Origin of the sequence: Cellulosimicrobium composti, assembly GCF_010287905.1 — a bacterium.
Classification (GTDB): domain Bacteria; phylum Actinomycetota; class Actinomycetes; order Actinomycetales; family Cellulomonadaceae; genus Cellulosimicrobium; species Cellulosimicrobium composti.
Map to the genome: position 1 here is coordinate 21,476 of NZ_JAAFAN010000031.1, position 26,911 is coordinate 48,386.

Annotated in this window: 14 protein-coding genes; all 14 read right to left on the minus strand. The window is 72.6% G+C overall.

Annotation, left to right across the window (positions count from 1 at the left end):
- Window positions 1–163: 163 nt before the first annotated feature.
- The 14 genes from GYH36_RS10535 to GYH36_RS10600 all read right to left on the minus strand — a co-directional run bounded on the left by GYH36_RS10535 (window position 164) and on the right by GYH36_RS10600 (window position 26,721).
- Window positions 164–2,581, minus strand: coding sequence for a family 43 glycosylhydrolase (locus GYH36_RS10535; RefSeq protein ID WP_162289822.1), 2,418 nt, complete (start codon window positions 2,579–2,581; stop codon window positions 164–166).
- Between the two features lie 147 nt (window positions 2,582–2,728).
- Entirely contained in the window at window positions 2,729–5,623 is a 2,895-nt protein-coding gene (locus tag GYH36_RS10540) for a beta-xylosidase family glycoside hydrolase (protein WP_155098054.1), read from the minus strand.
- Window positions 5,624–5,795: 172 nt separating this feature from the next.
- On the minus strand, window positions 5,796–9,974 hold the full coding sequence (locus GYH36_RS10545) for a beta-L-arabinofuranosidase domain-containing protein (RefSeq protein ID WP_162289823.1): 4,179 nt from the start codon (window positions 9,972–9,974) through the stop codon (window positions 5,796–5,798).
- A gap of 240 nt (window positions 9,975–10,214) precedes the next feature.
- Window positions 10,215–14,087, minus strand: coding sequence for an alpha-L-arabinofuranosidase family protein (locus GYH36_RS10550; protein ID WP_162289824.1), 3,873 nt, complete (start codon window positions 14,085–14,087; stop codon window positions 10,215–10,217).
- Window positions 14,088–14,352: 265 nt separating this feature from the next.
- Window positions 14,353–15,330, minus strand: coding sequence for a galactofuranose ABC transporter, permease protein YjfF (gene yjfF, locus GYH36_RS10555; RefSeq protein ID WP_162289825.1), 978 nt, complete (start codon window positions 15,328–15,330; stop codon window positions 14,353–14,355).
- An 80-nt stretch (window positions 15,331–15,410) separates the two neighbouring features.
- Window positions 15,411–16,469 carry an ABC transporter permease gene (locus tag GYH36_RS10560; protein ID WP_162289826.1) on the minus strand — a complete coding sequence of 353 codons (1,059 nt, stop codon included), beginning with the start codon at window positions 16,467–16,469 and terminating at the stop codon, window positions 15,411–15,413.
- The gene (locus GYH36_RS10565; protein WP_162289827.1) at window positions 16,466–18,004 is read right to left on the minus strand and encodes a sugar ABC transporter ATP-binding protein; all 1,539 of its coding nucleotides are present in this window, start codon (window positions 18,002–18,004) and stop codon (window positions 16,466–16,468) included. The genes GYH36_RS10560 and GYH36_RS10565 overlap by 4 nt, the downstream gene beginning before the upstream one ends.
- Window positions 18,005–18,234: 230 nt before the next feature.
- Window positions 18,235–19,251 (minus strand): ABC transporter substrate-binding protein, encoded by a 1,017-nt coding sequence (locus GYH36_RS10570; protein ID WP_024838816.1) that lies wholly within the window; start codon window positions 19,249–19,251, stop codon window positions 18,235–18,237.
- A 382-nt stretch (window positions 19,252–19,633) separates the two neighbouring features.
- Window positions 19,634–21,142 carry an L-arabinose isomerase gene (gene araA, locus GYH36_RS10575; RefSeq protein ID WP_024838817.1) on the minus strand — a complete coding sequence of 503 codons (1,509 nt, stop codon included), beginning with the start codon at window positions 21,140–21,142 and terminating at the stop codon, window positions 19,634–19,636.
- A 124-nt stretch (window positions 21,143–21,266) separates the two neighbouring features.
- Window positions 21,267–22,007 carry an L-ribulose-5-phosphate 4-epimerase gene (locus GYH36_RS10580; RefSeq protein ID WP_162289828.1) on the minus strand — a complete coding sequence of 247 codons (741 nt, stop codon included), beginning with the start codon at window positions 22,005–22,007 and terminating at the stop codon, window positions 21,267–21,269.
- A complete protein-coding gene (locus tag GYH36_RS10585; RefSeq protein WP_162289829.1) occupies window positions 22,004–23,656 on the minus strand; it encodes a xylulokinase in 1,653 nt (550 codons plus the stop codon). The genes GYH36_RS10580 and GYH36_RS10585 overlap by 4 nt, the downstream gene beginning before the upstream one ends.
- Before the next feature lie 117 nt (window positions 23,657–23,773).
- Entirely contained in the window at window positions 23,774–24,826 is a 1,053-nt protein-coding gene (locus tag GYH36_RS10590) for a LacI family DNA-binding transcriptional regulator (RefSeq protein ID WP_115943537.1), read from the minus strand.
- Between the two features lie 35 nt (window positions 24,827–24,861).
- On the minus strand, window positions 24,862–25,773 hold the full coding sequence (gene proC / locus GYH36_RS10595; protein WP_162289830.1) for a pyrroline-5-carboxylate reductase: 912 nt from the start codon (window positions 25,771–25,773) through the stop codon (window positions 24,862–24,864).
- A 174-nt stretch (window positions 25,774–25,947) separates the two neighbouring features.
- Complete coding sequence (locus GYH36_RS10600) at window positions 25,948–26,721, minus strand: hypothetical protein (RefSeq protein WP_162289831.1); 774 nt, start codon at window positions 26,719–26,721, stop codon at window positions 25,948–25,950.
- Window positions 26,722–26,911: the final 190 nt, after the last annotated feature.

Below are 26,911 nucleotides of genomic sequence, written 5' to 3' on the forward strand. Positions count from 1 at the left end.
TGTGAACGCTAACATGTGAACGCAAACATGGCTAGACCCCGCCATTTCGACAACGATGTCGAATCTGGTCGCGGGCGCGCGGGCGGTCCGGTCGCACAGGCCGACGGCGGCCCCCACCGCACCCGGTGGGGACCGCCGTCGTCAGGGCACGAGGCCCCTGCCGTCAGCCGCAGTCGAGGTCGCCGTACGCGGCCTCGTACCCGGTCGTGACGTCCTCGCCGTCGAGCACCGCGGCGCCCGTCACCGTCGCGTGCCCTGCGCCGACCGACGCCGAGCGCGTCGAGAACGACTGGTACGCGTTGGCCCCGGGGGCGACGTCGCGCACCACGCGCGTCCCGAACGGCGTGGCGAGCGTGACGTCGGCCGGCACGTCGCCCGCGTTCGTCGCGCGGACCGCGACGTACGCCGTGCCCGCGAGGCAGCGCGCCGTCGCGGTCGCGTCGAGCTCGACGACCGGTCCGGCGGCCCCGGCCGCGAACTCCCAGGTGTCGACCTCCACGAGGTCGACGCCCTCCGGCCCGGCGAACGTGAAGTACACGTCGTGGACGCCGCTCACGCCGTCGAGCGCGGCGGTCACGTCCGCCCACTCGCCGACGGGACCGTCGAGGTCGAGCGTGCCGACGACGGCACCCTCGCGGTCGTCGAGCCGCACCTCGATCGTGGCTCCCTCGACGAGCGGCTTCACGCGCGCCGTGACGCTCTCCGCGCCGTCGCCGAGGTCGACGGACGACAGCGCCGACCAGTCGCCGTCGTCGACGTCCCGCACGACGAGGTTCGGGGCGTCGTCCCCGAACTGCGCCGAGCCGCCGTCGACCTTCGCCGTCGCGAGGCCCTGCTGCCACGCGAACGTCTCGGCCTCGAGCACCTGGAACGGGTCGAGGTCCTTGACCTGCTCCGGGCCCGCGTAGTCGCCGACCACCTGCTGGATCGTGCCGTCCGCGTTGAACGTCAGCTCCTGGATGTGCGGGCTGCGGTACCCCTGCGTGGTGTTCCCGTTGATGCGCTTGTTGAGCGTCGGGGCGTGGTACGTGAAGTAGTACTTCCCGTCGAGCTCGAACACCGACTGGTGGTTGTTGCCGCCCGTGCCCGCGCCGAAGAACTGCGACTGGTTGGGGAACAGCACCCCGGCGTACGCCTCCTTCGGGAACGACATCGGGTCCTCGGAGATCATGTAGCCGATCTGCCCGCCGCCGGGGTAGCCCGGGAGCGGCGTCTGGTTGCCGCCGAAGTCGTTGCCGCCGAAGTGCGACGAGTACGACAGGTAGTACTTGCCCTCGCGCTCGAACACCTGCGCCGCCTCGAACGCGACGGGCGCGTCCACCACGACGGCCGTGCCCTGCGTCGACACCATGTCGTCGCCGAGCTCGATGACGCGGAGGTTCTTCGGGTTGTTGAAGCGCTCCGCGGGAGGCATCGACGTCGACGCCGGGCCGCCGCCGAAGTAGAGGTAGGCGTCGCCGTCGTCCGTGACGAGCGGCGCCGGGTCGAACTTCCACGCGACGTCCTCGGCGCCGGGCGTGCGGCCGTCGATGAGCGTGCTGGTGCGCTCGCTCACCCACGGGCCGAGCGGCGACGCACCCGTGATGACGTTCGACGACCCGCCGCCGTTGGCGTAGTAGAGGAAGTACTTCTCCACGCCGTCGACCGTCTTCTTCGCCATGCCCGGCGCCCACGAGTTGCCGGTGAAGGGCGCGACCCCGTTCGGTCCCGCGACCTGGACCTCGCCGTGGTCGGTCCAGTTCACGAGGTCCTCGGACGAGATGACGGTGATCTGGTTGATGTCGCCGTAGTTGATCTGCGGGGACACGCCGGTCACCGGGTCGGGCGCGTAGCCCTGCGTGTCGTTGGTCATGTACAGGTACACGCGCCCGTCCTCGACGAACCCGAACCCGTCGGCCCCGAACTTGTGCGAGATCAGCGGGTTGTGCTCGCCCGGGACCTTGCCCACGACCTCGATCGTCCTCGACGCCGGGGGCGGCGGAGGCGCCCCGACGACGGAGACGTCGTCGAGCACGAAGTCCATGAGGTGCACGGCCGGGTCGGCCGAGGGGTTGCTCGTCCACGGCGTCTCGAAGAACAGGCGCGCGGTGCCGACGCCCTGGTTCGCGGGGATCGTGAACGTCCCGTCGAACGTCGCCCACTGCCCCTTGGTCGCCACCACGCTCACGAGGTTCGTGTACGTCCCGCCGCCGTAGTGCATCGTGGCGAAGAACTGCTTGGTGGCCGGGGCCGCGGCGGCGTCGTAGCGGATCTTCGCAGTGAGCTCGTACGTCTCACCCGCGCGGACCTTGCCGCTGAGGTCCTGCATCGGGCCGGAGCCCGTCGTCGCGCGCTCGGTGGTGAGCACGGCGGCCTCGCCCGAGAACGCCTGGTCGGTCGTCGACAGCACGGCCTTGTCGGTCGCGTTGCCGTTGTTGACGAACCAGCCGGTCGTCCCGTCCTCGAAGCCGCCGTTGACGATCAGCTCCTCGTCCGCGGCGTACGACGGCAGCGCGGCCAGCGACGCGGAGAGCAGCGTCGCGAGCGCGGCTCCGGCGACGGCGCCGCGCAGGCGACGTCGTCTGCGGTGGTGCGTGTCCATGGATCCTCCTCGATCGATGTGGTGCGCGTCCGCGCGCCTCGCGCGGACGGTCGTGCCCGACGGCGGTCCCCCGCCGTCGTCCTGCGTCCTCCCTCCTCTCGTGCCGACCCGGCGAGCAGCCGGGGCGGCTCACCGGGTCGGCCGCGGTCAGCGGCCGTACGACACCGCGCGGGTCGTCGTCACCGCGTCGGTCGAGCGCGTGACGGTGACCGTGGCCTCGCCGGCCGGGGCCTGGCCGAGCCGGCTCGCGAACGCCTGGTACGCGTTCGCGCCAGGCTCCACGCCGGCGAAGGTCCGGCTCCCGTACGGGGTGCTCACGACGACGTCCACCGGGACGTCCTCCTCGTTCACCACGCGCACGGCGACGTAGTCCTTGCCGGCGAGCGCGCGAAGGCTCGCCTCCGCCGCGAACGCGACGCCCTGGGTCGGGGCGGGCTCCAGCGACGCGACGGCGAGCGCGAGCGCCCGTGCGGGGGCGTCGGCCTGGTTCTGGGTCGACGGCGCGGTCGTCGACCGCGCCCAGGCGAGCGCCTGCTCGACCGCGGCCCAGGAGTCCGGCGTCCAGCCCGTCGGGTCGAGTCCCTCGGCCTCGGCGACGACGGCGTCGAGCGCCGTCCGGTCGGCGCCGCCGTCCGCGTCGAGCACGTCGCTCAGGAGGAAGTGGTCGAAGTCGACGTGCCCCCCGGTCTGCTCCTTCGCGTAGGAGAAGAGGCCGAACCGGTAGCCCATGAAGTGGGACAGGCTCCAGTCCATGACGAGCGGCCCCTGGCGCGGCCCGAGCGGCTGCCACGTGCGCCCGTCGAGGCTGTAGGAGTACTGCACCCAGAGCTGGCCGTCCGGCGAGGCGAAGTCGGCGTCCGCCTTGAGGTGCACGTCCGTGCGCTCGCCGAGCGGGACCTGCGAGCCGGGGACGAACGACTCGACCGCCTCGCGGTCGATCGTGTCCGTGAACGGCTGGAGCCGCGTGACGAGTCCCAGCGTGCGCTCGCCGGCGACCTGCTGGACGCCCGCGTACGCGAAGCTGCGGCCGTAGACGGCCAGGCCGGCGACATCGCCGTCGAGCATCCCCGACACGTCGAGGCGGGTCTCCGCGGAGGCCGTCGGCCCGAAGGTGCGCTGGCCGAGCGTGTTGCGAGCCTCCTCGAGGTAGGTGAGGTCGCGCCCGGGCGCCTTGGTGTACTCCGCCTCGCCGGTCACGACGTGCCCGTTGGTCAGGCGCAGCCAGCCCTCGCGCTCGGTGAGGGACCAGTACCGGTTGTCCGGCGCGTGGTTCCACTGCCAGGCGAGGTCGAGGTCCGAGCCGTTGTACGACACCTCCTCAAGCGTGGGCGTCTCGACGTCCGGCGCGCGGCCGACCACGGACACGTCGTCCAGCAGGTACTCGACGCTCGACGACGGCGGCTGCGGGTTCGCCCACGGCGTCTCGACCGCGAGCTTGAACGCGCTCACGTCCGTGCCGGCCGGCACCGTGTAGGTGCCGCTGACCGTGGTCCACTCCCCCGGGGTCGTGTCCGCCCAGGCCAGGGTCTTCACGCCCGCGCCCCAGTCGCCGACGAGGTTGAAGCGGACCTGCGCGGGCCCGGTGGCGTACCGGACCCGGGCCGAGACCTCGTAGGTCACGCCCGCCTGGATCTTCCCGCCGAGCTGCTGGTTCGGTCCCGACCCGTTGAGCGTCCGGCCGCTGACGCGCAGCGCCGCCGCCCCCGACGCCGGGCTGCTCCGGTCGAGCGCCAGGGTCGCCCCGAACTGCGCGGCCCAGGGCGCGGTCGTCGCGTCCTCGAACCCGGGGTTGGCGACGAGCTCGACGCCGAGCAGGGACTCGTCGTACGTCGGAGGCTCCGGGACCTCCCAGACGGTGTCGCTGAACGCGCGGTGCTCGGCGTCGTTCGCGAAGTCGTCGGAGGCGACGATGCTCTTCAGCCGCTCGCGTCGCTCGGTCGCCTCGTCGAGCACGATCGGCTTGGCGAACGTGTCGCCGACGCGGACGACGCCGTCGTCGCCGAACGTCGGCCAGCCGTCCTCCCACGTCGCCGGGATGAGCGCGGGGATGCGGCCGAGCGGGTAGGTGTCGCGGAAGAACATCCCCCACCACTCGTAGCCGCCCGCGCCGTCGGGCACCTCGACGAGCCCGCCCTGGGCGAAGCCGTCCGAGTTCAGCGCGCTGCGCGCCTCGTACGGGTTCGACCCGTCGGCGGTCTCGTAGCGCCCCAGGAGGTGCGGAGAGCGGAAGAGCACCTCCTGCCGGTTCTGGCCGCTGGGCCACGTGATGATCGCGACGTAGTACTCGCCGTCGATGTAGTGCACCTGGGCGCCCTCGAACAGCCCGCCGATGAACCGCTCGCCCGCGTAGTCCTCGGCACGGAAGATGTTCGGGAAGTCCGCCTCGATCGCGGTGAGGTCGTCGTTCAGCCGGACGGCGCTCGTCGCGCCCGAGCCGTAGAAGATGTACGGCGTCCCGCCGTCGGCCTCGTCGAAGAACAGCGACGGGTCGTGGAACCCCCGGCCGAGCGCCGTGCGCTCCCACGCGCCGTGCTCGACGTCGTCCGTGCGGAACAGGTAGGACCCGCCCAGGTCGTTGGTGTTGAACACCACGTAGAACGTGCCGTCGTGGTAGCGCAGCGACGACGCCCACTGGCCGTTGCCGTAGCCGTTCCGACCGTTGCGCAACGACGACACGTCGCCCACGCCGAGCCGGTCGTAGACGTACCCGACGATCTCCCAGTTCACCAGGTCGTAGGACTTCATGATCGGCGCACCCGGAGCGAGGTGCATCGTCGTGCTGATCATGTAGTAGACGTCGCGCCCCTCGTCGCTCTCGGCGGCGGGCACGCGCGCCACCGAGATGTCGGGGACGTCGCTGCGCAGCAGCGGCACGCCGTACGTCCCGTCACCGCGGTCGGTCGTGGTCAGTCCGGTGATCGTGCCTGCTCCCCCCGGTGCGTCGTCCGACTCGCCCGGCACCACGGCGGACGCCGTGCTCGCGCCGAGCGCGAGCACCCCCGCCAGCGCCGCGGCGACCACGGTCCTCACCTGTCTGCTCATCTCGTTCTCCTCCTCGTCGAGGTCGTGCTCGGATCGTGCGGAGATCGGTCTCGATACCGATATCGACCTCCGGCGCCGCCGGGGAGGGCCCCGGTTCGCCGAGGGAGCCCAGGGCTCGCGGCCCCGGCACTCCCTCGACGAACCCTGGTGCTCCCCCCGGCGGACTGCGGTTCTAGGCGCAGGCGCGGGCATCGACGGCGACGTCGTACGCCGTGGTGACGGGTATGCCGTCGACCACCGCCGTGCCGCTGACGGTGACGACACCCTCGGGCACCGACGTCGCGCGCGACGCGAACGACTGGTACGCGCTCGCGCCCGGGGCGACGGCCGTGAACGACCTCTCCCCGAACGGCGTGGTCAGGGTGACGTCCGCCGGCACGGCGCCCGTGTTCGTCGCCCGCACGGCCACGTAGGCCTTCCCGGCGAGGCAGCGCGAGGACGCCTCGACGTCGAGCGGCACGACGGCCGCCGTCCCGGGCACGATCTGGACCGTGTACGTCGTCGCGGTCACGTGGTCCTGCGCGACGCCGACGACCTCCACGGTCCGGGCGCTCCCGTCCGCGGAGAGCGGCACGACCCGACCCTGCGTGTCGTCGACCAGCACGCCGTCGACGCGCACGAGGCCGCTCGGCACGTGCGGGTCGGCGTCGAGCACGACGCTCGTCGTGCCCTCGGGCACGGTGAGCGTGTAGTCCGTCACCGCCGGGTCGAACGCGGGTGCGAGCGACCCCGTGTCGAAAGCGAGCGCGGCGAGCCCCGGTGTCGTGTCGTACGTCGCGGCGCGGTCGACACGCACCCCGAACACTCCCCCGGCCCAGCCGCCCGTCGCCTGGAAGCGCACGGTCACCACGGGGATGCGCTCACCGTCCTCGTCGAGCACGTACTCGCCCGCGCTGTCGACCTTCCAGCGCGTGCCCTCCCCGATCTCGAGGTACTTCGCGGGGAGCTGCGTCGTGTCGACGTAGAACCCCTGCTCGTCCTTGGTCGGGGCGTTCGCGACGGTGGTGATCGTCTTCAGCTTCTCGTCGTTGACGTACACGTCGAACACGCGGCCCTGGTCGCCCGAGTAGAGCGTGACACCCAGGTGGTTCGACGTCGACGCCGGGTCGATCATCAGGTCGTAGCTGAACCAGCCGGTGCCGTTCGCGTGGCGGAACTGGCGGCCCGAGAACGTCCCGACCGACGACCCGCTCTGCTGGAGGTTCTTCGCGTTCTCGAAGTTGTTGTTGTCGAAGCTCGTGAGGCTGTCGACGGTGCGGTCGGCGTCGCGCAGCTCCTGCTTGGCGCGCAGGATGCGCTCCTGCGACGCCGCCGAGTCCGGCTCGTCGAGGTCGAGGTAGAGCCCGTAGGTCACGTCCCAGTTGGTGTGGTGGGGCGTGAACACGAGGTCGCCGCCGTCGGCGGTGTTGCGCAGACGGAGCTGGATCCGGCCGTCCGCGTCGTCCTCGACGCGCACCAGGTTCTCGGTGATGCGCTCCTTCCACTCGTCCGCGCCCATGCCGGCGGCGGTGATGGTGGTCTGCGCGTCGGCATCGCGCGTCGACGAGCGCACGAGGATGCCCGTGCTCTGCGACGCCGGCTCCGGCACCTCGCCGAGGTCCGCCGACAGGACGACCGGCCCGTACCGGAAGGCGACGAAGTACGGGTTGTCGGGGGTGTCCACGACGGACGCCGCCATCGGCATCGTGTACCGGACGACGTCGCCCGCGGTGACGGGCAGCACGACGTACCCGCGCGACACGTGCGGCTCGACGGCGGCGCCGTTCACCTCGACGCCCGGGTCGCCGGCGATCCACGACGGCACGCGCAGGCGCAGGGTCGCGCCCTCGGCGACCGCACCGCCCTCGAGCGCGTCGACACGGAAGGTCACCGTGTCCTCGTTCGGCAGGTTCGCCTCCTGCGTGAGCCGCAGGTTCTGCTCCGCGTGCTCGACCGTCGAGGAGAAGAACATGTTGACCCACACGGAGCCCTGCCCGGTGAAGTAGATCGAGTCACCGAGCTTGGAGAAGTTCTCCATGCCCGTGCCGGTGCAGCACCAGAACTCGGTGAACGGCAGGTTGTACACGCGGTGGTAGCCCGAGGCCATGGGGTTGAAGTACGTCGTCGTCCCGGTCTCGGGGTTCTGCGACGCGAGGATCGTGTTGATGAACGCGTTCTCGTAGTAGTCCGCGTACCGCACGTCCTTGCTCAGCTTGAACAGCTCGCGCGCGAGCTTGAGCATGTTGTACTCGTTGCACGTCTCGGCCGTCTCGGCGTTGCGCGCCGTGCCCTGCTCGGCCGCGTGCTCGTGCAGCGAGCCGGGTGCGTGGAAGTGCTCCGCCTGGCTGTTGGCCCCGGTGACGTACGTGTGGTCGCGCACGACGATGTCGAAGAAGTTCTCCGCCGCCGCGAGGTACATCGGCAGCTCGTCCTTCTCCGCCGGGGTGAGCAGGTCGTAGTACTCGGGGTTCTGCGTGAACACGCGGTAGCGCTTGAGCGCGCCGAGCAGCTTGGGGATCTGCGTGTTGGCGTGCTTGCCCGGGAGCACGTCCTGGCCCGCGGCGAGCTGGCGGAAGAACGCGACCTCGTCGAACGCCTCGGCCGCCTCCTTGATGCGCGCGTCGCCCGTGAGGTCGAACAGCTCGTACAGCGCCTCGTTCATGCCGCCGTACTCGGTGCGCAGCATGACGTCGGTGCTCGGCAGCTTCGAGACGCGTCCCTCCACGTACAGGCCGAACTCCGTCGCGACGGAGAGCGCCTGGTCCCCGACCGGCCCGTCCACGTACTCGGCGACGTCGAGCAGCCCCGCGAGCACCTTGTGGAGGTTGTACCAGGGCACGATGACGTTCTCGTCCGACGTCCCGGTGCCCTGCACCTGGTCGAGGATCGACTCGCGGAACGCGGACACGTACCCCGCGGAACCGGGGTGGGCCGCCGCGTAGGCGTCCTGCACGCGCGAGAGCCCCCCGACCGCCTCCTCGATCTCGGTGAACAGCGCGTCCTTGGTCGCCGGGTCCTGCGTCGACGACCACGACATGGCGAGCGCGGACATGTAGTGGCCGAACGCGTGGCCGCGGAAGTTCACGGCGTTGCTGCGCTCCCAGCCGCCGTAGCCCGCCGGCGTCGTCGGGGCGAGCCCGCCGACCTTGTAGAACTCGTAGAGGAACGTCTCGGAGTCGAGGCTCAGCAGGTACTCGTGCTCCTTCGCCGCGGCGTTCTGGAGGAAGTCGTCCGAGAGCAGCACCGACGGCAGCGCCGTGTCCTCGAGCGGCGTCTCGTCGACGAGCGCGGGCACGACGACCTCGAGGTCGCGCGTCACGGGCTCCCCGTCGAGGTAGCGCACCGTCGCCGTGAGCGTCACGTGCGCGTCGTCCTCGCCGATCGCCGGCCGGACCACGGTCCCGTCGGTCGCGACCACGTCCGGGTGCGACGACCGCCACGTCACGGTCGACCCACGCGAGCCCGTCGTCGGCAGCACGAGCGCGACGGTCGCGCGCTCGGGCAGCGACAGCGCGTCGGCGTCGTCCTGCGCGATGGCGTCGCGGTCGACCGTGCGCCCGCTCTCCTCGTAGAGCCCCACGACGTCGCCGAGGCCGGCGACGGCGTCGTACACGCGGTAGTCGTCGAGCGCCGCCTTGAGGTAGGCCCCGTTGTACTGCGGCCCGTTGAACCCGATCGTCTTGGGCAGGGCCGGGTCCGAGCCGAGCACGCCGGTCGCGTCGCCGCCGACGGCGTTCGCGACCGTGGACGGCACCTTCTCCCCGTTGCGGTAGAACGCGACGTCCTTGGTCGCGTGGTCGTACGTGACGACGACGTGCGTCCACTCGTCCGCGGGGAAGAACGCCGCGCGGTCGGAGCTGGCCACCCGCACCTTGTACGGCTGGCCCGACGCCGGCCCGACGGACAGGGCGAGCGGCACGGTGTCCGACTCGCTCGACAGGTACCAGCCGTCCGAGTTGTACGCGCGCTTGTTCCACGTGATGACGTGCTCGCCCGACAGCTTCCCGCTGGGCTCCACCCAGAACGAGAGCGTGAGGTCCTCGGGCTGCAGCGCGGTGGAGGTGCCGAGGTCGAGGTACGTGCTCCCGGCGAGGCGCAGCGCCTGCCCTCTCCCGTCGACCCCGTCGACGTACGAGTAACCGGTGGGCGGCGAGCCGTCGTGGCCCTTCAGCGTCACGGGGTGGGCGAGCGCGCCGGAGTCGGCGACGTCACCGTCGAACGCGAGGTCGAGGACGGGCGCGGGCAGCGCGTCGGCCGCGACGGCGGACGGCGCCCACGTGGTCAGGGCGAGCGCGGCGGCGGCCGCCACGGCGGCCAGCCGGGTCGCGCCGCCGGGTCGACGGCGGACGCCGTCGGTCGGTCGGGGGTGCATCGTTGCTCCTCAGGGTCGCGCGCGGGCGTCGTCGCCCGCGTGTGGGAGGTCGAACAGGTGGTCACGCGACGGCGTCGTCGCGCGGTCGTGCGAGAGCGGCCCGCGCACGACGCGCGGGCCGCGCCCTCGTGGCCCGCCGGACCGGCCACGAGGGAAGCAGGCACTCGCGAAGGAGGACCGGCGGTCGCGAGGTAGGGCTCGAGGCCTCTCCCCCGCGACCAGAGGTCCTCCCTCGCCGGGTCAGCCGCAGTCGAGCGCGTCGTAGGGGACGTCGATGGTCGAGGTGACCTGCTCGCCGTCGAGCGTCGCCGTGCCCGTCACCGTCGCGGTGCCGGCCGGGGCCGACGTCGCGCGCGCCGCGAACGACTGGTACGCGTTCCTGCCGGGCGCCACGTCCGCGAACGCCTTCTGCCCGAACGGCGTCGCGAGCGTCACCGAGACCGGGACGTCCTCGCCGTTCGTCGCGCGCACGGCGACGTACGCCGTGCCCGCCAGGCAGCGCGGCGCGACCTCGACCGCGAGGTCGAGCTCGGGCTCCACGTCGGACGCGTGCAGCCGGACGAACGTGATCGAGTGTGCGGGGAACTCGTAGGAGAACTCCTCCCCCACGCCCGTCAGCGTCCGCTCCACCGGGACGACCCGCTCGGGGTCGGCCTTGGTGTTGGTGTCCGACGGCGCGCCCACCATCTCCGTGACCGTCGCCTGGTCCGCGATGCCGTCGGAGCCCTCGACGTGCACCTGCGTGCGCGCCGCGGTCGCGGTGGGGTTGACGACCTTGACGACGACGTCACCCGTGTCGTCGTCGCGCGTGACGACCTGGTAGAGCGACTTGGTCGACGGCTGCTCGTAGGACATCTGGAGCTCGCCGTCGAGGTAGAGCTCGATGGTCGAGCCCTCGACGACGACCTTGACGTGGTACGGCTGCCCGGCCTCGATGCTGTGGTTCTCGACGGCCTGCACCTCGTTGGCGCTCCCGCCCGACGCGCGCTGGAGGGCCTGGCGCGTGTTGTTCCACCCGCCGAGGTTCCACCAGTAGTAGTCGTTCGGGCCGCCCGCGGCGAAGCCGATGAGGAAGCCCTCAGCGCCCGACGTCTTGCGCGCGTCGAGCTCGAGCGTGTAGCTCGACCAGTCCTTCGCGTACGCGCCGGCGACGATCGACCGGGCGTCGGTGACGTTCGTCGCCGACTGGACGTAGGCGCCGTCCTGCGCCGCCCACGTGCCCGACTGCGGCTCCCACTGCGAGGCGCCGGACTCGAAGTCGTCCGAGAAGAGCACCTCGCCGCTCGCGTTGTCGGTCACGCGGACGTTGTCGTACTGCGCGGCCGTGTTCCACGTGGAGAGGAACACGCCGCCGTCGACCGTCGCGTCGGCCGGCGCCGGGCCGGAGTGCGTGCTGGGCACCACCTCGTCACCGGCGTTCGCGGAGAACAGCTGCTGGACGTAGTAGTTCACCGAGCCCCACGACTCGTCGTTGTCGAACCAGATCGCGTCGGGCGACCACTGGACGTACGACTCGTTGGCGAGGAGCGGTGCGTACGACGCGAGCCGGACGACGTCGGAGTTGCGCTCCAGACCGGTCATGAACGACGCCTCCGCGAGCGCGTTGGCGAACGTGTTGCCGCGCGACGCGTACTCGCCGAGGAACACGTGCGGCCCCTCGCGGTCGTAGGAGTCGTAGCGCTCGTCGTTCTCGAGGAACCACTGCGGGTCGTTGTAGTAGTGCTCGTCGACGAGGTCGACGTCCTGCTCGCGGTTGAACGCCCAGAGCTCGTCGAAGCGCTGTCCGGTGTCGTCCGGGCCGGAGTTCGAGATGATCTGGATGTCCGGGTAGGCGGCCGCGATCGCGTCGCGGAACGCCGGGAAGTTGGCCTCGAACGTCTTCGTGTTCTCCTCGTTGCCGAGCCCGATGTACTTCAGGCCGAACGGCTCGGGGTGGCCCAGCTCGGCGCGCACGGCGCCCCACTCGGTCGTGACGTCGCCGTTCGCGAACTCGAGGAGGTCGACCGTGTCGTCGACCCAGCGCTGGATCTGCGCGGGGTCCTTCATCTCGGGGATGGTGCTGCCGCAACCGTTGGCGCCGACCGACACCACGGGCAGCGGCGTCGCGCCGAGGTCCTCGGCGAAGAGGAAGTACTCGAGGTACCCGATGCCGTACGACTGGTTGTAGCCCCAGAAGTTCCAGTTGGTCGCGCGCTCCTCGACCGGGCCGATCGTCTCCTTCCACTGGTACGTGCGGCGACGGTCGGTGAAGCCCGACTCCTCGTACGAGCGGAACGTGCCGACGTTCGTCACGCAACCGCCGGGGAAGCGCAGGAACTGCGGGTCGAGCGCGTCGATCTTCTCCGCGAGGTCCTTGCGGAGCACGGACTTCCCGTTGACCGGGCCGACCCAGGTGTCCTGCGGGAAGAGCGAGACCTGGTCGAGAGCGAGCGTGCCCGCCGCGCCGGAGAGGAGCGCGAGGCGCCCGGCGTTCGTCGTGCCGGTCGCGGTGAGCGTGACGTCGTACTTCTTCCACGCGTTCGAGCCGTCGACCGCGACCTGGCCGGTCGCGTACGCCGTGGTCCCGGCAGCGTCCTCGACGCGCACGGTGATGGTCTGCGCCGTCGCCGACCGCGCCCAGACGGAGAAGTCGTACGACTCCCCCTCCTCGACGAACAGCCCGGTGTTGTACCCGGCGTTGCGCACCCCGGCGCCCGCGGCGGTCGTCGTGAGGGCGAGATAGCTGCGGTTCGTCGCGTTGAGCCGCCCGGCGTCGTTCACGACCTGCGTCGTCGCCGTGGCCCCGCCCCTGTTCGCGGTGCTCCACGCGGTGAGGCCGGTGAAGGACCCGTTGTCCTGGTTGTTGAACTCGAACGACCGGTTGCGCACGAGCTCGGCGTACAGGCCGCCGTCGGCCGCGTAGTTGATGTCCTCGTAGAAGATGCCGTACAGCTCGTCGCTCATCTCGGTGCGCTCGCCGGCGAGGTCCACGGTGATCTCGTGGTCCGCGCTCGTGGCGGGCGTGATCCTGAGCTTCGTGGCTGCCTCGCGCGGGCCGAGCACGAGCGCGCCGTCGGACGCACGCACGCTGGCGTACAGCTCGGGGTCCGCCGCGCTGCGCAGCCAGACCTTGCCGCCGCCCGCGTCGGTGAGCCGCAGCGCGGCGGCCTCCTCGCCCGCGGCTCCGAGGGAGAGCCGGGACGAGCCGGAGACGACGACGGGCCGGCCGCCGACGGCGAGCGTCACCGGGGACGTGCCCTCGGCGCCGTCGACCGCCGTCGCGTCGAGCGCGACCGTCGTCGCGGGGCGCTCGTCGTCGAGAGCGAGGCCGTCGTCGGCCGCCACGAGGTACCGGGCCTCACCCGGGCCCACGAGCGTGAACGCGCCGTCGGGGACCTGGTCGGCGCCCTCGGCGGTCTCGAGCGCGACGTAGTCGAACACCGCGGTGTGCGCCGCGCCGTCCTGCGCGGCGAGCGCGTAGAGACCGACCTGCGTGGTCGGGAAGTCGACCGTGACGGAGCCCGCCGGCTGCCACGCGGTGCTGTCCCAGTAGGACGTGGTGACGGTGTCGCCCGTGCGCTGCATGCGCAGCGTCTCGCCCGTCGACCCCGGGCGGTCGGTGAACGCGGCCGCGGAGAAGACGCCGCCGGTCTCGACGTCGTTCTCGATCGCGCGGCCCGAGGGCGACAGGTCGCCCACGAACGTCAGGCCGGAGCGGACGTAGTTGTCCATGTCCTGCCACGCGATGAGCCCCGCGCCCTGGTAGACGGAGGCGACGGGCGCCTCGAGCCGGGTGACGACGGTGAAGTCGCCGGCGGGCACGTCGAGCAGGACGACGTTCTTGGCGCTGTTCGCGTCCTGGTAGGTGTCGCCCGGCTGGGACGTGAGCCGCAGCGCCCCGCCGGAGACGGCGAGCGCCTCGGGGACGGGGTTGACGACGGTCCAGTCCGCGTCGAGCGCGGCGCCGTCGAACGTGTCGACCCGCGCGCCGTCGGGCAGGTCGGGCTCCGCGGCGGAGGCGGGCAGGGACGTCGCGAGCGCGACGGTGCCGACCATGCCGGCCACGAGCGCGAGCGCGACCGCACGTCGGCGGCGCGCCGTTCCGGGCCGTGGAGGGTGAAGGGACGTATCCATGGGCTTCCTCTCTTCGTCGAGAGACACGCACCATTGCGTGTGAGCGTTAACAGGATCGTGACCGAGCCTAGTGTGAACGCTCACATTCGACAAGGGTCGTATCGTGACACTCCGTCGCCCGGGCACGCGCCCGGCCGACCCAGGGGTGCCGGCCCCCGTCCAGCTCCGGTGATCCCGGGGCGAGACGCCCGGGCAGACGGCCGCGGTGCCGGGCCTCACCCGCACGACGTCGCACGACGTCGCAGGGCGGCCCGGCACCGCCGGCTCACCTCCGCCTGACGACCAGCACGCGCTGCAGGATCACGAAAACCAGGAGCAGCACGCCGATGACGATCTTGGTCCACCACGAGCTCAGCGTGCCCTCGAAGGTGATGATCGTCTGGATGAGACCGAGCACGAGCACGCCCAGCACGGACCCGAGCACGAAGCCCGTCCCGCCCGTGAGCAGCGTGCCGCCGATCACGACCGCCGCGATCGCGTCGAGCTCCATGCCCACGCCGGTGAGCGAGTAGCCGGACCGCGAGAACATCGCGAAGAGCAGGCCGCCGATGCCGGCGCACGTGCCGCTCACCACGTACACGAGCACCTTGGTCCGCGCGACGGGCAGGCCCATGAGCATCGCCGACTGCTCGCCGCCGCCGATCGCGTAGACCGTGCGGCCGAACTGCGTGTAGTGCAGCACGTAGAACGCGATCGCGACGACCACCAGCGCGATGATGACCGCGGTCGTGATGCGCCAGCCGTCGCCGAACTGCTGGCTCCAGCCCGCTAGGGACACGAACGACTCGTCCGTGATCGGGATCGACTGGAGCGAGATCACGTAGCACAGGCCGCGCGCGAGGAACATCGCCGCCAGCGTCGCGATGAACGGTTGGATGTCGAACACGTGCACCATCAAGCCGACCGCGAGGCCGAGGACGGTCCCGATGAGGACCGAGATGAGGAGCACGACGGCGACCGGCCACCCGCTCTGGAGCAGGGACGCCGTGGTGATGCCCGAGAGCGCCACGACCGCGCCGACCGACAGGTCGATGCCCCCCGTGAGGATGACGAAGGTCATCCCGACCGCGAGCACGATGAGGAACGAGTTGTTGATGAACAGGTTCGAGACGACCCGGGCCGAGAGGAAGTTCTCGTACCGGCTCCCTCCCACGACGAGCATGAGCGCGAGCACGGCGAACGTGCCGAGGACCGGGAGGTAGCGCCGGTCGAGGCGGACGCGGCTCGTGAGTCGCTCGGTCATGGACGGGCCTCCGGGGGCGGCGGAACCGGCACCCCGCGGGTCCGGGGGCGAGGTCGGGGCAGGGGTCTGCACGGCGGACATCAGGCGCTCACCTCCGCGGCCGCGGCGGCCGTCGGGGCCGCGCGACGTCGTCGGGCGGCGACCAGGTCGCGCACCTTCGGGGACTGCGCGAGGCAGACCGCGATGACGACGATCGCCTTGAACAGGGGCGTGACGGACGGCGAGATGCCGAGCATGGTCACCGTGAGCGTGAGCGTCTGGATGATGAGGACGCCGACGAGCGTGCCCGAGAGCGAGAACTTGCCGCCCGCGAGCGACGTGCCGCCGATGACGACGGCGAGGATCGCGTCGAGCTCGATGAACAGTCCGGCGTTGTTCGCGTCGGCCGCCATGGTGCTCGACGAGATCATGAGGCCGGCGAGGCCCGCGAAGAGCGCGCACACCGCGTACACGGTCCAGATGATGCTGCGCGCCTTGACGCCCGCGAGGCGGCTCGCCTCGGGGTTGATGCCGACGGACTCGATGAGCATGCCGAGCGCGGTGCGGCGCGTGAGCAGCGCGACCGCGGCGAACACCAGGCCCGCGAGCACGACCGCGACGGGGACCCCGAACCAGAACCCGGAGCCGATCGCCTTGTACGGCGCGCTGTTGACCGTCGTGATCTGACCGCCCGTGATGAGCATCGCGACGCCGCGGCCGGCGGTCATGAGCACGAGCGTCGCGATGATGGGCTGGATCCCGAGGACCGAGACCAGGAAGCCGTTCCACACGCCGAGGACGAAGGACAGCGCGAGCGCGATCCCGACGGCGACCAGGACCGTCGTCAGGCTGTCCGGCGAGGGCGACGACGCGATGAAGCTCAGCGCCACGGCGCCGGAGATCGCGACGACCGCGCCGACCGACAGGTCGATGCCGCGGGTCGCGATGACGAGCGTCATGCCGAGCGCGACGAGCAGCAGCGGCGCCCCGTTCTTCAGCAGGTTGACGAGCGACCCGAACAGGTGGCCGTCCTGGAGCCGGACCGACAGGAAGCTGGGCCGGTTGATCGTGTTGACCGCCAGCAGCAGGACCAGCGCGACGATCGGCCAGAAGAGCCGGTGCTGGACGGCGCGCTGCCAGGCGGGTGTCGTGGTGCTCATGACTCCTGCCCTCCGCTCGCGATGAGCTCGACGACGTCCTCGACCGTGACGTCCTCGTCGTTGGTGATCTCCGCGACCTTGACGCGGTCGCGCATGACGGCGATGCGGTGGCTGAGCCGCAGCACCTCCTCGAGCTCGGCCGAGATGAAGACGACCGACATGCCCTCGGTCGAGAGCTGGGCCACGAGCTTCTGGATCTCGGCCTTGGCGCCGACGTCGATGCCGCGCGTCGGCTCGTCGAGGATGAGCAGCTTGGGGGCCGTCGCGAGCCAGCGCGCGAGGAGCACCTTCTGCTGGTTGCCGCCCGAGAGGTTCTTGATGAGAGCGTCCGGGTTCGCGGGGCGGATCGCGAGCGCCTTCATGTACGTCTCGACGATCTCGTCGACCTGCTTCTTCGGCAGGCGTCGCGCCCAGCCCCGCTCCGCCTGGAGCCCGAGCACGATGTTCTCGCGGATCGTCAGGTCGCCCACGATGCCCTCGGCCTTGCGGTGCTCCGAGGAGAAGGCGATCTTGCGCTGCATCGCGCTGCGCGGCGTGCGCAGGCGCGCGAGCGTGCCGCCGACGCGCACCTGGCCGCTGTCGGCGCGGTCCGCGCCCGCGAGCAGCCGGGCGAGCTCCGTGCGGCCCGAGCCGAGCAGGCCCGCGAGGCCGACGACCTCGCCCGGGTACACGTCGAGGTCGAACGGCTGCACGGAGCCCTTGCGGCCGACGCCGAGCGCCTGGACGAACGGCGTCGCCTCGCGGTCGGCCACCGAGCGCTTGGGTGCCTCCTCGAGCTCCTCGAGTACCTCGAGCGAGGTGCCGATCATCTTGGAGACGAGCTCGAGGCGCGGGAGCTCGGCCGTGACGTACTCGCCGACGAGCTTCCCGTTGCGCAGGACCGTCATGCGGTCGGAGATCTCGTACACCTGCTCGAGGAAGTGCGAGACGAAGAGGATCGCGACGCCCTCGTCGCGCAGGCGGCGCACGACGGCGAAGAGCTGGGCGACCTCGTCCGCGTCGAGGCTGGACGTCGGCTCGTCGAGGATGAGGACCTTGCACTCGACGACGAGCGCGCGGCAGATCGCGACGAGCTGCTGCACGGCGAGCGAGTGGGAGGCGAGCGACGACGCCGGGTCGAGGTCGAGGTTGAGGCGGGCGAGCATCTCGCCCGCGCGGCGACGCGTCGCACGCCAGTCGATCGCGCCGAGGCGGCGCGGCTCGTGGCCGAGCATGATGTTCTCGGCGACCGAGAGGTTCTCGCAGAGGTTGACCTCCTGGTACACCGGCGAGACGCCGGCGGCCTGGGCCTCGCCCGGGCCCGAGAACGTGTGCTCGGCGCCGTCGACGACGATGCGACCGGAGTCGATCGAGTAGACGCCGGTGAGCGCCTTGATGAGCGTCGACTTGCCGGCGCCGTTCTCGCCCATGAGGGCGTGGACCTCTCCGGGCCGGAGCGTGAGGTCGACTCCGTCGAGCGCCTTGACGCCCGGGAACTCGATCGAGATCCCGGTCATCTCGACGACGGGCCGACCGTCGGGGACGGCGGTAGTCATGGGTGACCTTCCGTGCAGCGGTGGCGGCGGGACTGCCGGGCCCCGGGGCGCCTCAGGACGCCGGCGACGTCGGCATGCCGGCGGTGGTGCGTCGGCCGCGGGGGGGGGGGGGGGGGGGGGGCGCGGCCCGGCCCCCGCCCCGGGGGGGGGGGGGGGGGGGGGGGGGGGGGGGGCGCCCCCCCCCCCCCCCCCCCCCGCCGGCGGCGTCTCGGATCGCTCCGAGGGGCCGCTCAGTACTCGCGGGTCGGGAGCGCCTCGACCGCCTGCTCCTGCGTGAAGGACTGGTCCTCGACGACGATGCGCTTCTCGACCTCCTCGCCCGCGACGACCTTCTTGATGATCTCCGCCAGGTCCGGGCCGAGCAGCGGGTTGCACTCGACGATGAAGTTGATCTTGCCGTCGGCGAGCGCCTGCATGCCGTCCTTGACCGCGTCGACGGTGACGATCTTGATGTCCTCGCCCGGGACGAGACCGGCGGCCTCGATGGCCTCGATGGCGCCGAGGCCCATGTCGTCGTTGTGCGCGTAGACGAGGTCGATGTCGTCGTGCGCCTGGAGGAAGCCCTCCATGACCGTCTTGCCCTCGGCGCGCGTGAAGTTGCCGGTCTGCGAGTCGATGATCGTCACGTTGGGGTTGTCCTTCGTGGCGTTCTCGAAGCCGGTCTTGCGGTCGATCGCCGGCGCGGCACCCGTGGTGCCCTGGAGCTCGACGACGTTGATCGGCTCGGTCGCGACGTTCTCGGAGACCCACTCGCCGGCCATCTCGCCCTCGAGGACGAAGTCGGAGCCGATGAACGACGCGTAGAGCGACTCGTCCTCGGAGTCCACCGCGCGGTCGGTGAGGATCACGGGGATGCCGGCCTGCTTGGCCTCCTCGAGCACCGCGTCCCAGCCGGACTCGACGACCGGGGAGAACGCGATGACGTCCACTCCCTGGGCGATGTACGAGCGGATCGCCTGGATCTGGTTCTCCTGCTTCTGCTGCGCGTCGGAGAACTTGAGGTCGAAGCCGTTCTCGGCGGTGAGCGTGTCCTGGATGGACTTCGTGTTGGCCGCGCGCCAGCCGGACTCCGCGCCGACCTGCGAGAAGCCGACGACGATCGCGTCGCCGCTGCCGCCGTCGCCGCCCGCGTCGTTGCCGCCGTCGTCCGTGCCGCCGCCCCCGCTGCTGCACGCCGCGAGCGCGAGGACCGCCACGCCGGCGAGGACACCCGTCAGACGCGTGCGCGCCTTGGTCGTGCTGAACATGCTCTCCTCCTTGAGATGCGACCTCGGCGCCGTGCCGAGGGTCGTCGGGTCGTACCAGCCCGCCATCGGACTGTTGACTCTTGTTGATACATGTTTGCTTGTGTCAATGTCTAGCGGTGTCAGGGCCTCCCCCGCAAGCCCCGACCCGGCATTCCGCATAACCGTTCGGTAACCGTTGCGGCCGCCGTCCGGCACAGCGGTGTGCCGTGAGCGCGGAGGCCCCGTCGGACCCGGGCCCCGCGCCGTCCGTGTGTGATCGTTCACACCCTCCCGAGGCACGATGTTAGCGCTCACACGATCGGAGGGGAAGCCGTCCCTCGTCACGGTTCGGTCACGACCCCGCGGGGCCCGGACCGGACGGACGGACGGCCTCCCCCGGACCTCAGAGGCCCTGTGCGAGGCGGTAGTACACCTGGTTCCACCGCACCTGGTCGCGGAAGCCGCGGCGCGTGGTGCTCTCGTCGATGACGAGCAGCTCGGTGCGCGCGATGTCCGCGAACACCTCGAACGCGTCGATCCCGGCCGCCGTCGAGAGCACCGTGTGGTGCGCGCCGCCGGCCGTGAGCCACGCCTCGGCGGACGTCGGGAAGTCGGGGCGGGGCTCCCACACCGCACGCGCGACGGGCAGGTGCGGCAGCGGGGCGGACGGCGCCACGACGTCGACCACGTTCGCCGTGAGGCGGAACCGGTCGCGCATGTCCGCGAGCGACACGACGACGCCGACGCCCGGGTCCGCGTCGAACACCATGCGGACCGGGTCCTCCTTGCCGCCGATGCCGAGCGGGTGGATCTCGACCCGGGGCGTCGAGGTCGTCAGCGACGGGCAGACCTCGAGCATGTGCGCCCCGAGGATCTTCTCGCTCCCCGGCGTGAGGTCGTACGTGTAGTCCTCCATGAGGGACGCGCCGCCGGGCAGGCCCGCGCCCATGACCTTCGCCGCGCGCACGAGGACGGCCGTCTTCCAGTCCCCCTCGGCGCCGAACCCGTAGCCCTTGGCCATGAGGCGCTGCACCGCGAGGCCCGGCAGCTGGCGCAGGTCGCCCAGGTCCTCGAAGTTCGTCGTGAACGCCTTGGCGCCCACCGACGCGAGGAACGTCTCGAGCGCGATCTCCTGGCGTGCGGCGTAGCGCAGCGACGCGTGCCGCTCCCCGTCCTTGCGCAGCTCCGGGGCCACGTCGTAGAGGTCCTCGTACTCCGCGACGAGCGCGTCGACGTCGGCCTCGGACACCTCGTCCACGGCCCGCACGAGGTCGTTCACGCCCCACGTGTTCACGCTCACACCGAAGCGCAGCTCCGCCTCGGTCTTGTCGCCCTCCGTCACCGCGACGTTGCGCATGTTGTCGCCGAAGCGGACGAGGCGCAGCTCGTGCGTCGCGGCCCAGCCCGCGGCGCCACGCACCCACGACCCGACGCGCGCCGTGACCGCAGGGTTCGTCACGTGCCCGACGACGGTCGTGCGCGCGACCCCGAGGCGCGTCGCGACGTACGCGTACTCCCGGTCGCCGTGCGCCGCCTGGTTGAGGTTCATGAAGTCGAAGTCGATCGTGTCCCACGGCAGCTCGACGTTCGCCTGCGTGTGCAGGTGCAGGAGCGGCTTGCGGAGCTGGTCGAGGCCCGCGATCCACATCTTCGCGGGGCTGAACGTGTGCATCCACGTCACGACGCCCAGCACGCGGTCGTCCGCGTTGGCGTCGAGCATCGCGCGCCGGATCGCGTCGGCGTCCTTGAGCACGGGCTTCCAGACCACGGTCGCCGGGACGTCCGGCGACGCGTCGAGGAGGCGCGCGACCTCCTGCGACTGCTCGGCGACCTGCCGCAGCGTCTCCTCTCCGTACAGGTCCTGGCTGCCGGTGAGGAACCAGATCTCGCGGTCCGCGTAGGGCTTGCTCATGTCAGGTCCATCTCTCGTGTCGTGGGCGGGGTCCGCACCGCTGCGGGCCCGTCCGGGCTGGTCGTGCTGCGGTCGTGCCGTGCGCGTCGGTCCCGGTCGGCCGGCGGGCCGGACCCGGCCGGGGTCAGTGCTGGTCGGGCACCGTGTGCTGCCCGTAGACGTTCTGGTACCGCTCGTACAGCGCGTCGACGTCGTGCTGCGCGATGCGCGTGGGCTCGCCGAGCTGACGGCTCACGTGCACGGTGCGCGCGACCTCCTCGCACATCACGGCCGCCTTCACCGCCGCGCGCGCGTCGGCGCCGATCGTGAACGGGCCGTGGTTGCGCATGAGGACGGCGGGGCTGCGGGACTCGCGGAGCGTCTCCACGATCCCGCGACCGATCGAGTCGTCGCCGATGAGCGCGAACGGCCCGACGGGGATGTCGCCGCCGAACTCGTCGGCCATCATCGTCAGCACGCACGGGACGGGCTCGCCGCGCGCCGCCCACGCCGTCGCGTACGTCGAGTGCGTGTGCACGACGCCGCCCACCTCGGGCATGTGCCGGTACACGTAGGCGTGCGCGGCCGTGTCCGACGACGGCGACCGGTCGCCCTCGACGAGCGTGGCGTCGAGGTCGCACACGACCATCGCGTCCGGGGTGATGTCGTCGTACGCGACGCCGGACGGCTTGATGACGAGCAGGTCGCCCGAGCCGTCGGGCCGCGTCGTGTCGCGGACCCGCTCGGAGACGTTGCCCGCGGTCCACACGACGAGCTCCCAGCGCGGGAGCTCCGCGTGCAGCGCGGCGACGCGCTCCTTGGCGGCGTCGACGGCGTCGCGCAGGTGGGCCGGGACGGCCGGCGCGGCGGTGGTCGGGGTGGTCATGCGAGGTCCTCTCCGTCGGTCCGGGTCGGCAGCGCCGCCACGGCGGCGCGCTCGACGGCGAGCCCCGCGGCGTACCGCTCGAGGTAGGTCGTGAACCCCGCGACGTCGGCGGGGTCGGGGTCGACGGTCACGGTCTCGGCGGACGCGAAGACGTGCTCGCGCAGGTACGTCCCCAGGTCGGCCGTCGCGTGCGGGGCACCGGCGGCGCGGTCGCGCGCGTAGCCCGCGAGGACCGCGATGCCCCAGGCGCCCCCTTCGCCCGCCGACCGGCCGACGCTCACGGGCGCCCCGATCGCGGCGGCGAGGAGACGCTGGGCGACGCCCGCGGTGCGGAACATGCCGCCGTGGGCGAGCATCCCGTCGATGCCCACGCCCTCGTCGGCGAGCACGCGCATGCCCAGCGCCAGCGTGCCGAACGCGCCGTAGACCTGCGTGCGCGCGAAGTTGGCGAGGGTGAGGCGGCTCCCGGGGGTGCGCACCACGAGCGGACGCCCCTCGTCGAGGCCCGTGATGGGCTCCCCGGCCAGGTAGTTGTACGCGAGCAGGCCGCCGCCGTCGGCGTCCCCGTCGAGCGCGGCGCGGAAGATCGCGCCGAACACGTCGTCCGACGTCGCGGTGGCGCCGACCGCCGCGGCGAGCTCGCCGAGCAGCCCGGCCCATGCGTCGAGCTCGCTCGCCCCGTTGTTGCAGTGGACCATCGCGACGAGGTCGCCCGCGGGCGTCGTCACGAGGTCGAGCTCGTGGTGCACGGCGGCGAGCGGTCGCTCGAGCACGACCATCGCGAAGATGCTCGTCCCCGCGCTGACGTTGCCCGTGCGCGGCGCCACGGCGTTGGTGGCGACCATGCCCGTGCCCGCGTCGCCCTCGGGCGGGCACAGCAGCACGCCGGGCTCCAGCGACCCCGTGGGGTCGAGCCAGGCCGCGCCCTCGGCCGTCAGGCGGCCCGCGTCCTCGCCCGCGACGAGCACGTCGGGCAGCAGCTCGGCGAGCTTGGGCCCGTCACGGTGCGTGGCGGCGCGCTCGTCGACGAGCGCGAGGCGCGCGTGGTCGTAGTCGCGCGTGGCCGGGTCGACGGGGAACATGCCGGACGCGTCGCCCACGCCGAGCACGTGCCGCCCGGTGAGGCGCCGGTGCACGTACCCCGCGAGCGTGGTGAGGGACGCGACGCGGTCCGCGTGCGGCTCGCGGTCGAGGATCGCCTGGTACCAGTGCGCGACCGACCACCGCAGCGGCACGTTGTACCCGAGGAGCTCGGTGAGCTCGGCCGCGGCCGGGCCGGTCGAGGTGTTGCGCCACGTGCGGAACGGGACGAGCAGCTCGCCGTCGGCGTCGAACGCGAGGTAGCCGTGCATCATCGCGGAGACGCCGAGCGCCCCGTACGTCGTGGGCCGCACGCCGTACTGCGCCTCGACGTCGTCCACGAGTCGCGCGTAGCAGTCGCGGAGCCCCGCCTCGACGGCCTCGAGCGAGTACGTCCACGTGCCGTCCTCGAACTGGTTCTCCCAGGCGTGGCTGCCGCTCGCGAGCGGCGTGCCGTCCTCGTCCACGAGGCACGCCTTGATCCGCGTCGAGCCGAGCTCGATCCCGAGCGCGGTCGTTCCTGCCACGACGGCCGCGCGCCGGCGGCCCACCTCGTCCTGCTGCACCATCGCTGCTACTCCTCGTCGCGGCATCGCGCCTCGGTAGGTCGGTCTGTCCCTGGAATGTTAGCGCTCACAACCGACGAGGCCAACTCCCCCGGCGCGTGCCGTCGCCCAGGTGCCCGATCAGCCCCGCGGGGTCGTCGTGCTCTCGCGCACCATGAGCTCGGGCGGGATCGACACGGGCCGGACGGTCGCACCGGAGAGGGCGTCGATCATCATCGCCATGCAGCGCCGGCCGAGCGACCCGAACGGCTGGCGCACCGTCGTCAGGGGCGGGATGAAGTGCCCCGCGCCCGCGACGTCGTCGAACCCGACGACCGACACGTCGGTCGGCACGCGCACGCCCTGCTCCCAGAAGGCCCGGAGCAGGCCCAGCGCGAGCTGGTCGTTCCCCGCGAACACGGCCGTCGGCCCGTCTCCCGTGCGCAGGCCGTCCGCGAGCTCGCGCCCCACGGCGTACCCGCGGTCCGACGACCAGTCGCCGCGCACCGGGTCGGGCACGGGCGCGCCGTGCTCCTCGAGCGCCGCGCGCCAGCCGGTCTCGCGCTCGCGGGCGTCGAACCAGTCGAGCGGGCCGGACACGTGCAGCACCGTGCGGTGACCGAGGCCGAGCAGGTGCTCCGTCGCCAGGCGCGCGCCGAGGCGCTGGTCGACCGCGATGGGCAGGATCGCGCCCGGGGCGCCGAGCGCGCCGGTGCTCGGTAGCACCCGGTCCGCCGGGTCGCCGTCGCCGGGCCGGTCGCGCGCCGCGATCATGATGACCGGCACGGGGGCGCGGAACGAGTCGACCGCCGCCGCGACGTCCGTCTGCGGCGCGATGACGACGATGCCCTCGACGCTCTGGTCCATGAAGTGCTCGAGCACGCGGTGCATCGTGTCCGCGTCGTAGCGCCGGATCGTCGCGACGCTCACGAAGTAGCCCTGCTCGCGCGCGGCCTCCTCGACGGCGATGAGGGTCGACGTCGGGCCGTACAGCGCCGAGCCCGTGGTGACCACGCCGATCGTCCCCGACCGCATGGTCACGAGCGCGCGCGCCGCGCTGTTGCGGCGGTAGCCGAGCGTCGCGATCGCGTCGAGCACGCGGTCGCGCGTCTCGGGGCGCACGCTCGGGTGGTCGTTGAGCACGCGCGAGACCGTCTGGTGCGAGACCCCGGCGAGCCGCGCGACGTCGGACATCGCGGGCGGACGCGTGCGCGCCGAGGGGCCGTCGCTCACCGGTCGGTCCCCCGGGCCTCGTCGCCGGACGCCCGCGCCTCGTCGCCGGTCGCCCCGGGCGGTGCCGGCGGGCCCGCGAGCGCCGCCGCGAGCTCGACCGACCGGTCGCGCGCGGCCTCGAGCGCGTCGAGGAACGCGGCGCGCACTCCGCCGGCGTCGAGGCGTCGCAGCGCCGCGACGGTCGTGCCGCCCGGGGAGGACACGCGCTCGCGCGCGATCGCGGGGTGCTCGCCGGTCTCGCGCAGCATGGTCGCGGCGCCGTGCACCGTGGCCGTCGCGAGCTCCAGCGCCGTCGCCCGCGTGAGCCCGAGCAGCACGCCCGCCTCGGCGAGCGCGTCGATCACGTAGAACACGTACGCCGGCCCGGAGCCGGAGAGCGCGCCGACCGCGTCCTGGTCCTTCTCGGCGACCCGCACGACGAGGCCGGTCGCGGCGAGCAACCGCTCGACGAGCGCGACGTCGGCGTCGTCCGCGGCGCTGCCGCGGCTCACCGCGCTCACGCCCGCGCCCACGACGGACGGGGTGTTGGGCATGACCCGCACGACCGCGGTGCCCGCCGGGAGCCGCTCCTCGTAGAACGACGTGGGGAGACCGACGACGACGCTCACCACGACCGTCCCCGCCCCCACCGCGCCGGACACCTCGTCGAGCAGCGCCGCGACGTCCTTCGGCTTGACCGCGACCACGACCACGCCGGCCCCGCGCACGGCCTCGACGTTGTCCCGCGTCGTGGCGACGCCGTGGCGCGCCGCGAGCTCGTCACCGCGCTCGGCGCGGCGCACGGTCGCGACGACGTCGGCGGGTCGCCACCCGGACGCGAGGGCGCCGGCGAGGACGGTCTCGCCCATGACGCCTGCGCCGAGCACGGCGAGCCTGGGCACGGTCGACGAGGTCGACGGGTCGGTCATGGACGATCAGCTCCCGGTGGTCGGTGAGGGCATTCTTGCGCACCTGGGTGCCCGGCGGCGCCGCGGGGTCGCAGGCGTCTCGCCGTGCGTCGCGCACGGGGCCGTCCCGGACGGGTCCCGGTGGCGTCGGAGCGGGGCGTCGGAGGGGCGTCGCAGGGGGCGTCAGAGGGGGCGTCAGAGGGGGTATGCGGCGTAGACGTCGGTGACGACGTCGGCGGGGCCTGTCGCCTGGAGCACGGCGGTGCCGTTGCGCCACGTGACCGTGGCCAGGCCGTCGCCCGCGGGGGTCACGGCGTACGAGCCGGCGCGCTCGCCGGCGACCTCGACGTCGCCCGTGTCGGTCGGCTCGCCCGCAGCGGCGACGAGGTCGGCCACGGCCGTCTCGGCCTCGGCCACCGTCGCCCACTGGCCCGCGACGACGGTGACCGTCGTCGCGTCGTCGCCCTCGCCGTCGGCGTACACGAGCTCGTACGCCTCGAGCGCACGCGCCGGCGTCCACGCCTCGGTGGCCGGGTCGGCGCGGAGCACGAGGTCGAGCACCGTGTCCGGGAGCGCCGTCGCGAACGCCGACGTCCCGGTGCGGGCGACGGGCTCGAGGGTCGGCGTGGGCGCCTCGGCCGTCACGGTCACGGTCGGCGCGGGCTGCGGTGCCGCGTCCGCTCGCGCGAAGCCCGGCCACACCCACGCGAGGAGCGCGGCCACGAGCCCGACCACGAGGAGCAGCCCGACGAGGACGACGAGGCGCCTCCGCCGGTAGACCGCGGCCGACGCGGGCCGGGAGTGCCGACGGTCGCTCGCGCCGACGGCGTCGGTCGGACGGCGGGGGCCGGGCGGGGTCGCGCCCCGACCCGCCCGCGCCCGGTCCGCCGCGCTCGCACGGTCCGTCGCGCTCGGGCGCGCAGGTGCGGGCGCACGTCCCGCGGGGCTCGGCCCGGGCGGCTGGCTCATCGCGCGCACCTCCAGTGCTGTCGGTCCTGCGGGCCCGCTGCCACGGCCCGGGCCTGCGGCCAAGCGTAGGACGCGCGCGTGGCCCCCACCCCCCGCCCGGGCCGGGGAGGGGGGACCCCCCGGGCCGCGTAACCCCCCCAGCGGCCCCGGGGCCCGCCGACCCGGGACCCCCCCGCGCCCCCCCCCAGCG

Coding starts and splice junctions, on each gene's coding strand:
- GYH36_RS10535 (WP_162289822.1), bottom strand. CDS start 2,581: ATGGACACGCACCACCGCAGACGACGTCGCCTGCGCGGCGCCGTCGCC.
- GYH36_RS10540 (WP_155098054.1), bottom strand. CDS start 5,623: ATGAGCAGACAGGTGAGGACCGTGGTCGCCGCGGCGCTGGCGGGGGTG.
- GYH36_RS10545 (WP_162289823.1), bottom strand. CDS start 9,974: ATGCACCCCCGACCGACCGACGGCGTCCGCCGTCGACCCGGCGGCGCG.
- GYH36_RS10550 (WP_162289824.1), bottom strand. CDS start 14,087: ATGGATACGTCCCTTCACCCTCCACGGCCCGGAACGGCGCGCCGCCGA.
- yjfF (WP_162289825.1), bottom strand. CDS start 15,330: ATGACCGAGCGACTCACGAGCCGCGTCCGCCTCGACCGGCGCTACCTC.
- GYH36_RS10560 (WP_162289826.1), bottom strand. CDS start 16,469: ATGAGCACCACGACACCCGCCTGGCAGCGCGCCGTCCAGCACCGGCTC.
- GYH36_RS10565 (WP_162289827.1), bottom strand. CDS start 18,004: ATGACTACCGCCGTCCCCGACGGTCGGCCCGTCGTCGAGATGACCGGG.
- GYH36_RS10570 (WP_024838816.1), bottom strand. CDS start 19,251: ATGTTCAGCACGACCAAGGCGCGCACGCGTCTGACGGGTGTCCTCGCC.
- araA (WP_024838817.1), bottom strand. CDS start 21,142: ATGAGCAAGCCCTACGCGGACCGCGAGATCTGGTTCCTCACCGGCAGC.
- GYH36_RS10580 (WP_162289828.1), bottom strand. CDS start 22,007: ATGACCACCCCGACCACCGCCGCGCCGGCCGTCCCGGCCCACCTGCGC.
- GYH36_RS10585 (WP_162289829.1), bottom strand. CDS start 23,656: ATGGTGCAGCAGGACGAGGTGGGCCGCCGGCGCGCGGCCGTCGTGGCA.
- GYH36_RS10590 (WP_115943537.1), bottom strand. CDS start 24,826: ATGTCCGACGTCGCGCGGCTCGCCGGGGTCTCGCACCAGACGGTCTCG.
- proC (WP_162289830.1), bottom strand. CDS start 25,773: ATGACCGACCCGTCGACCTCGTCGACCGTGCCCAGGCTCGCCGTGCTC.
- GYH36_RS10600 (WP_162289831.1), bottom strand. CDS start 26,721: ATGAGCCAGCCGCCCGGGCCGAGCCCCGCGGGACGTGCGCCCGCACCT.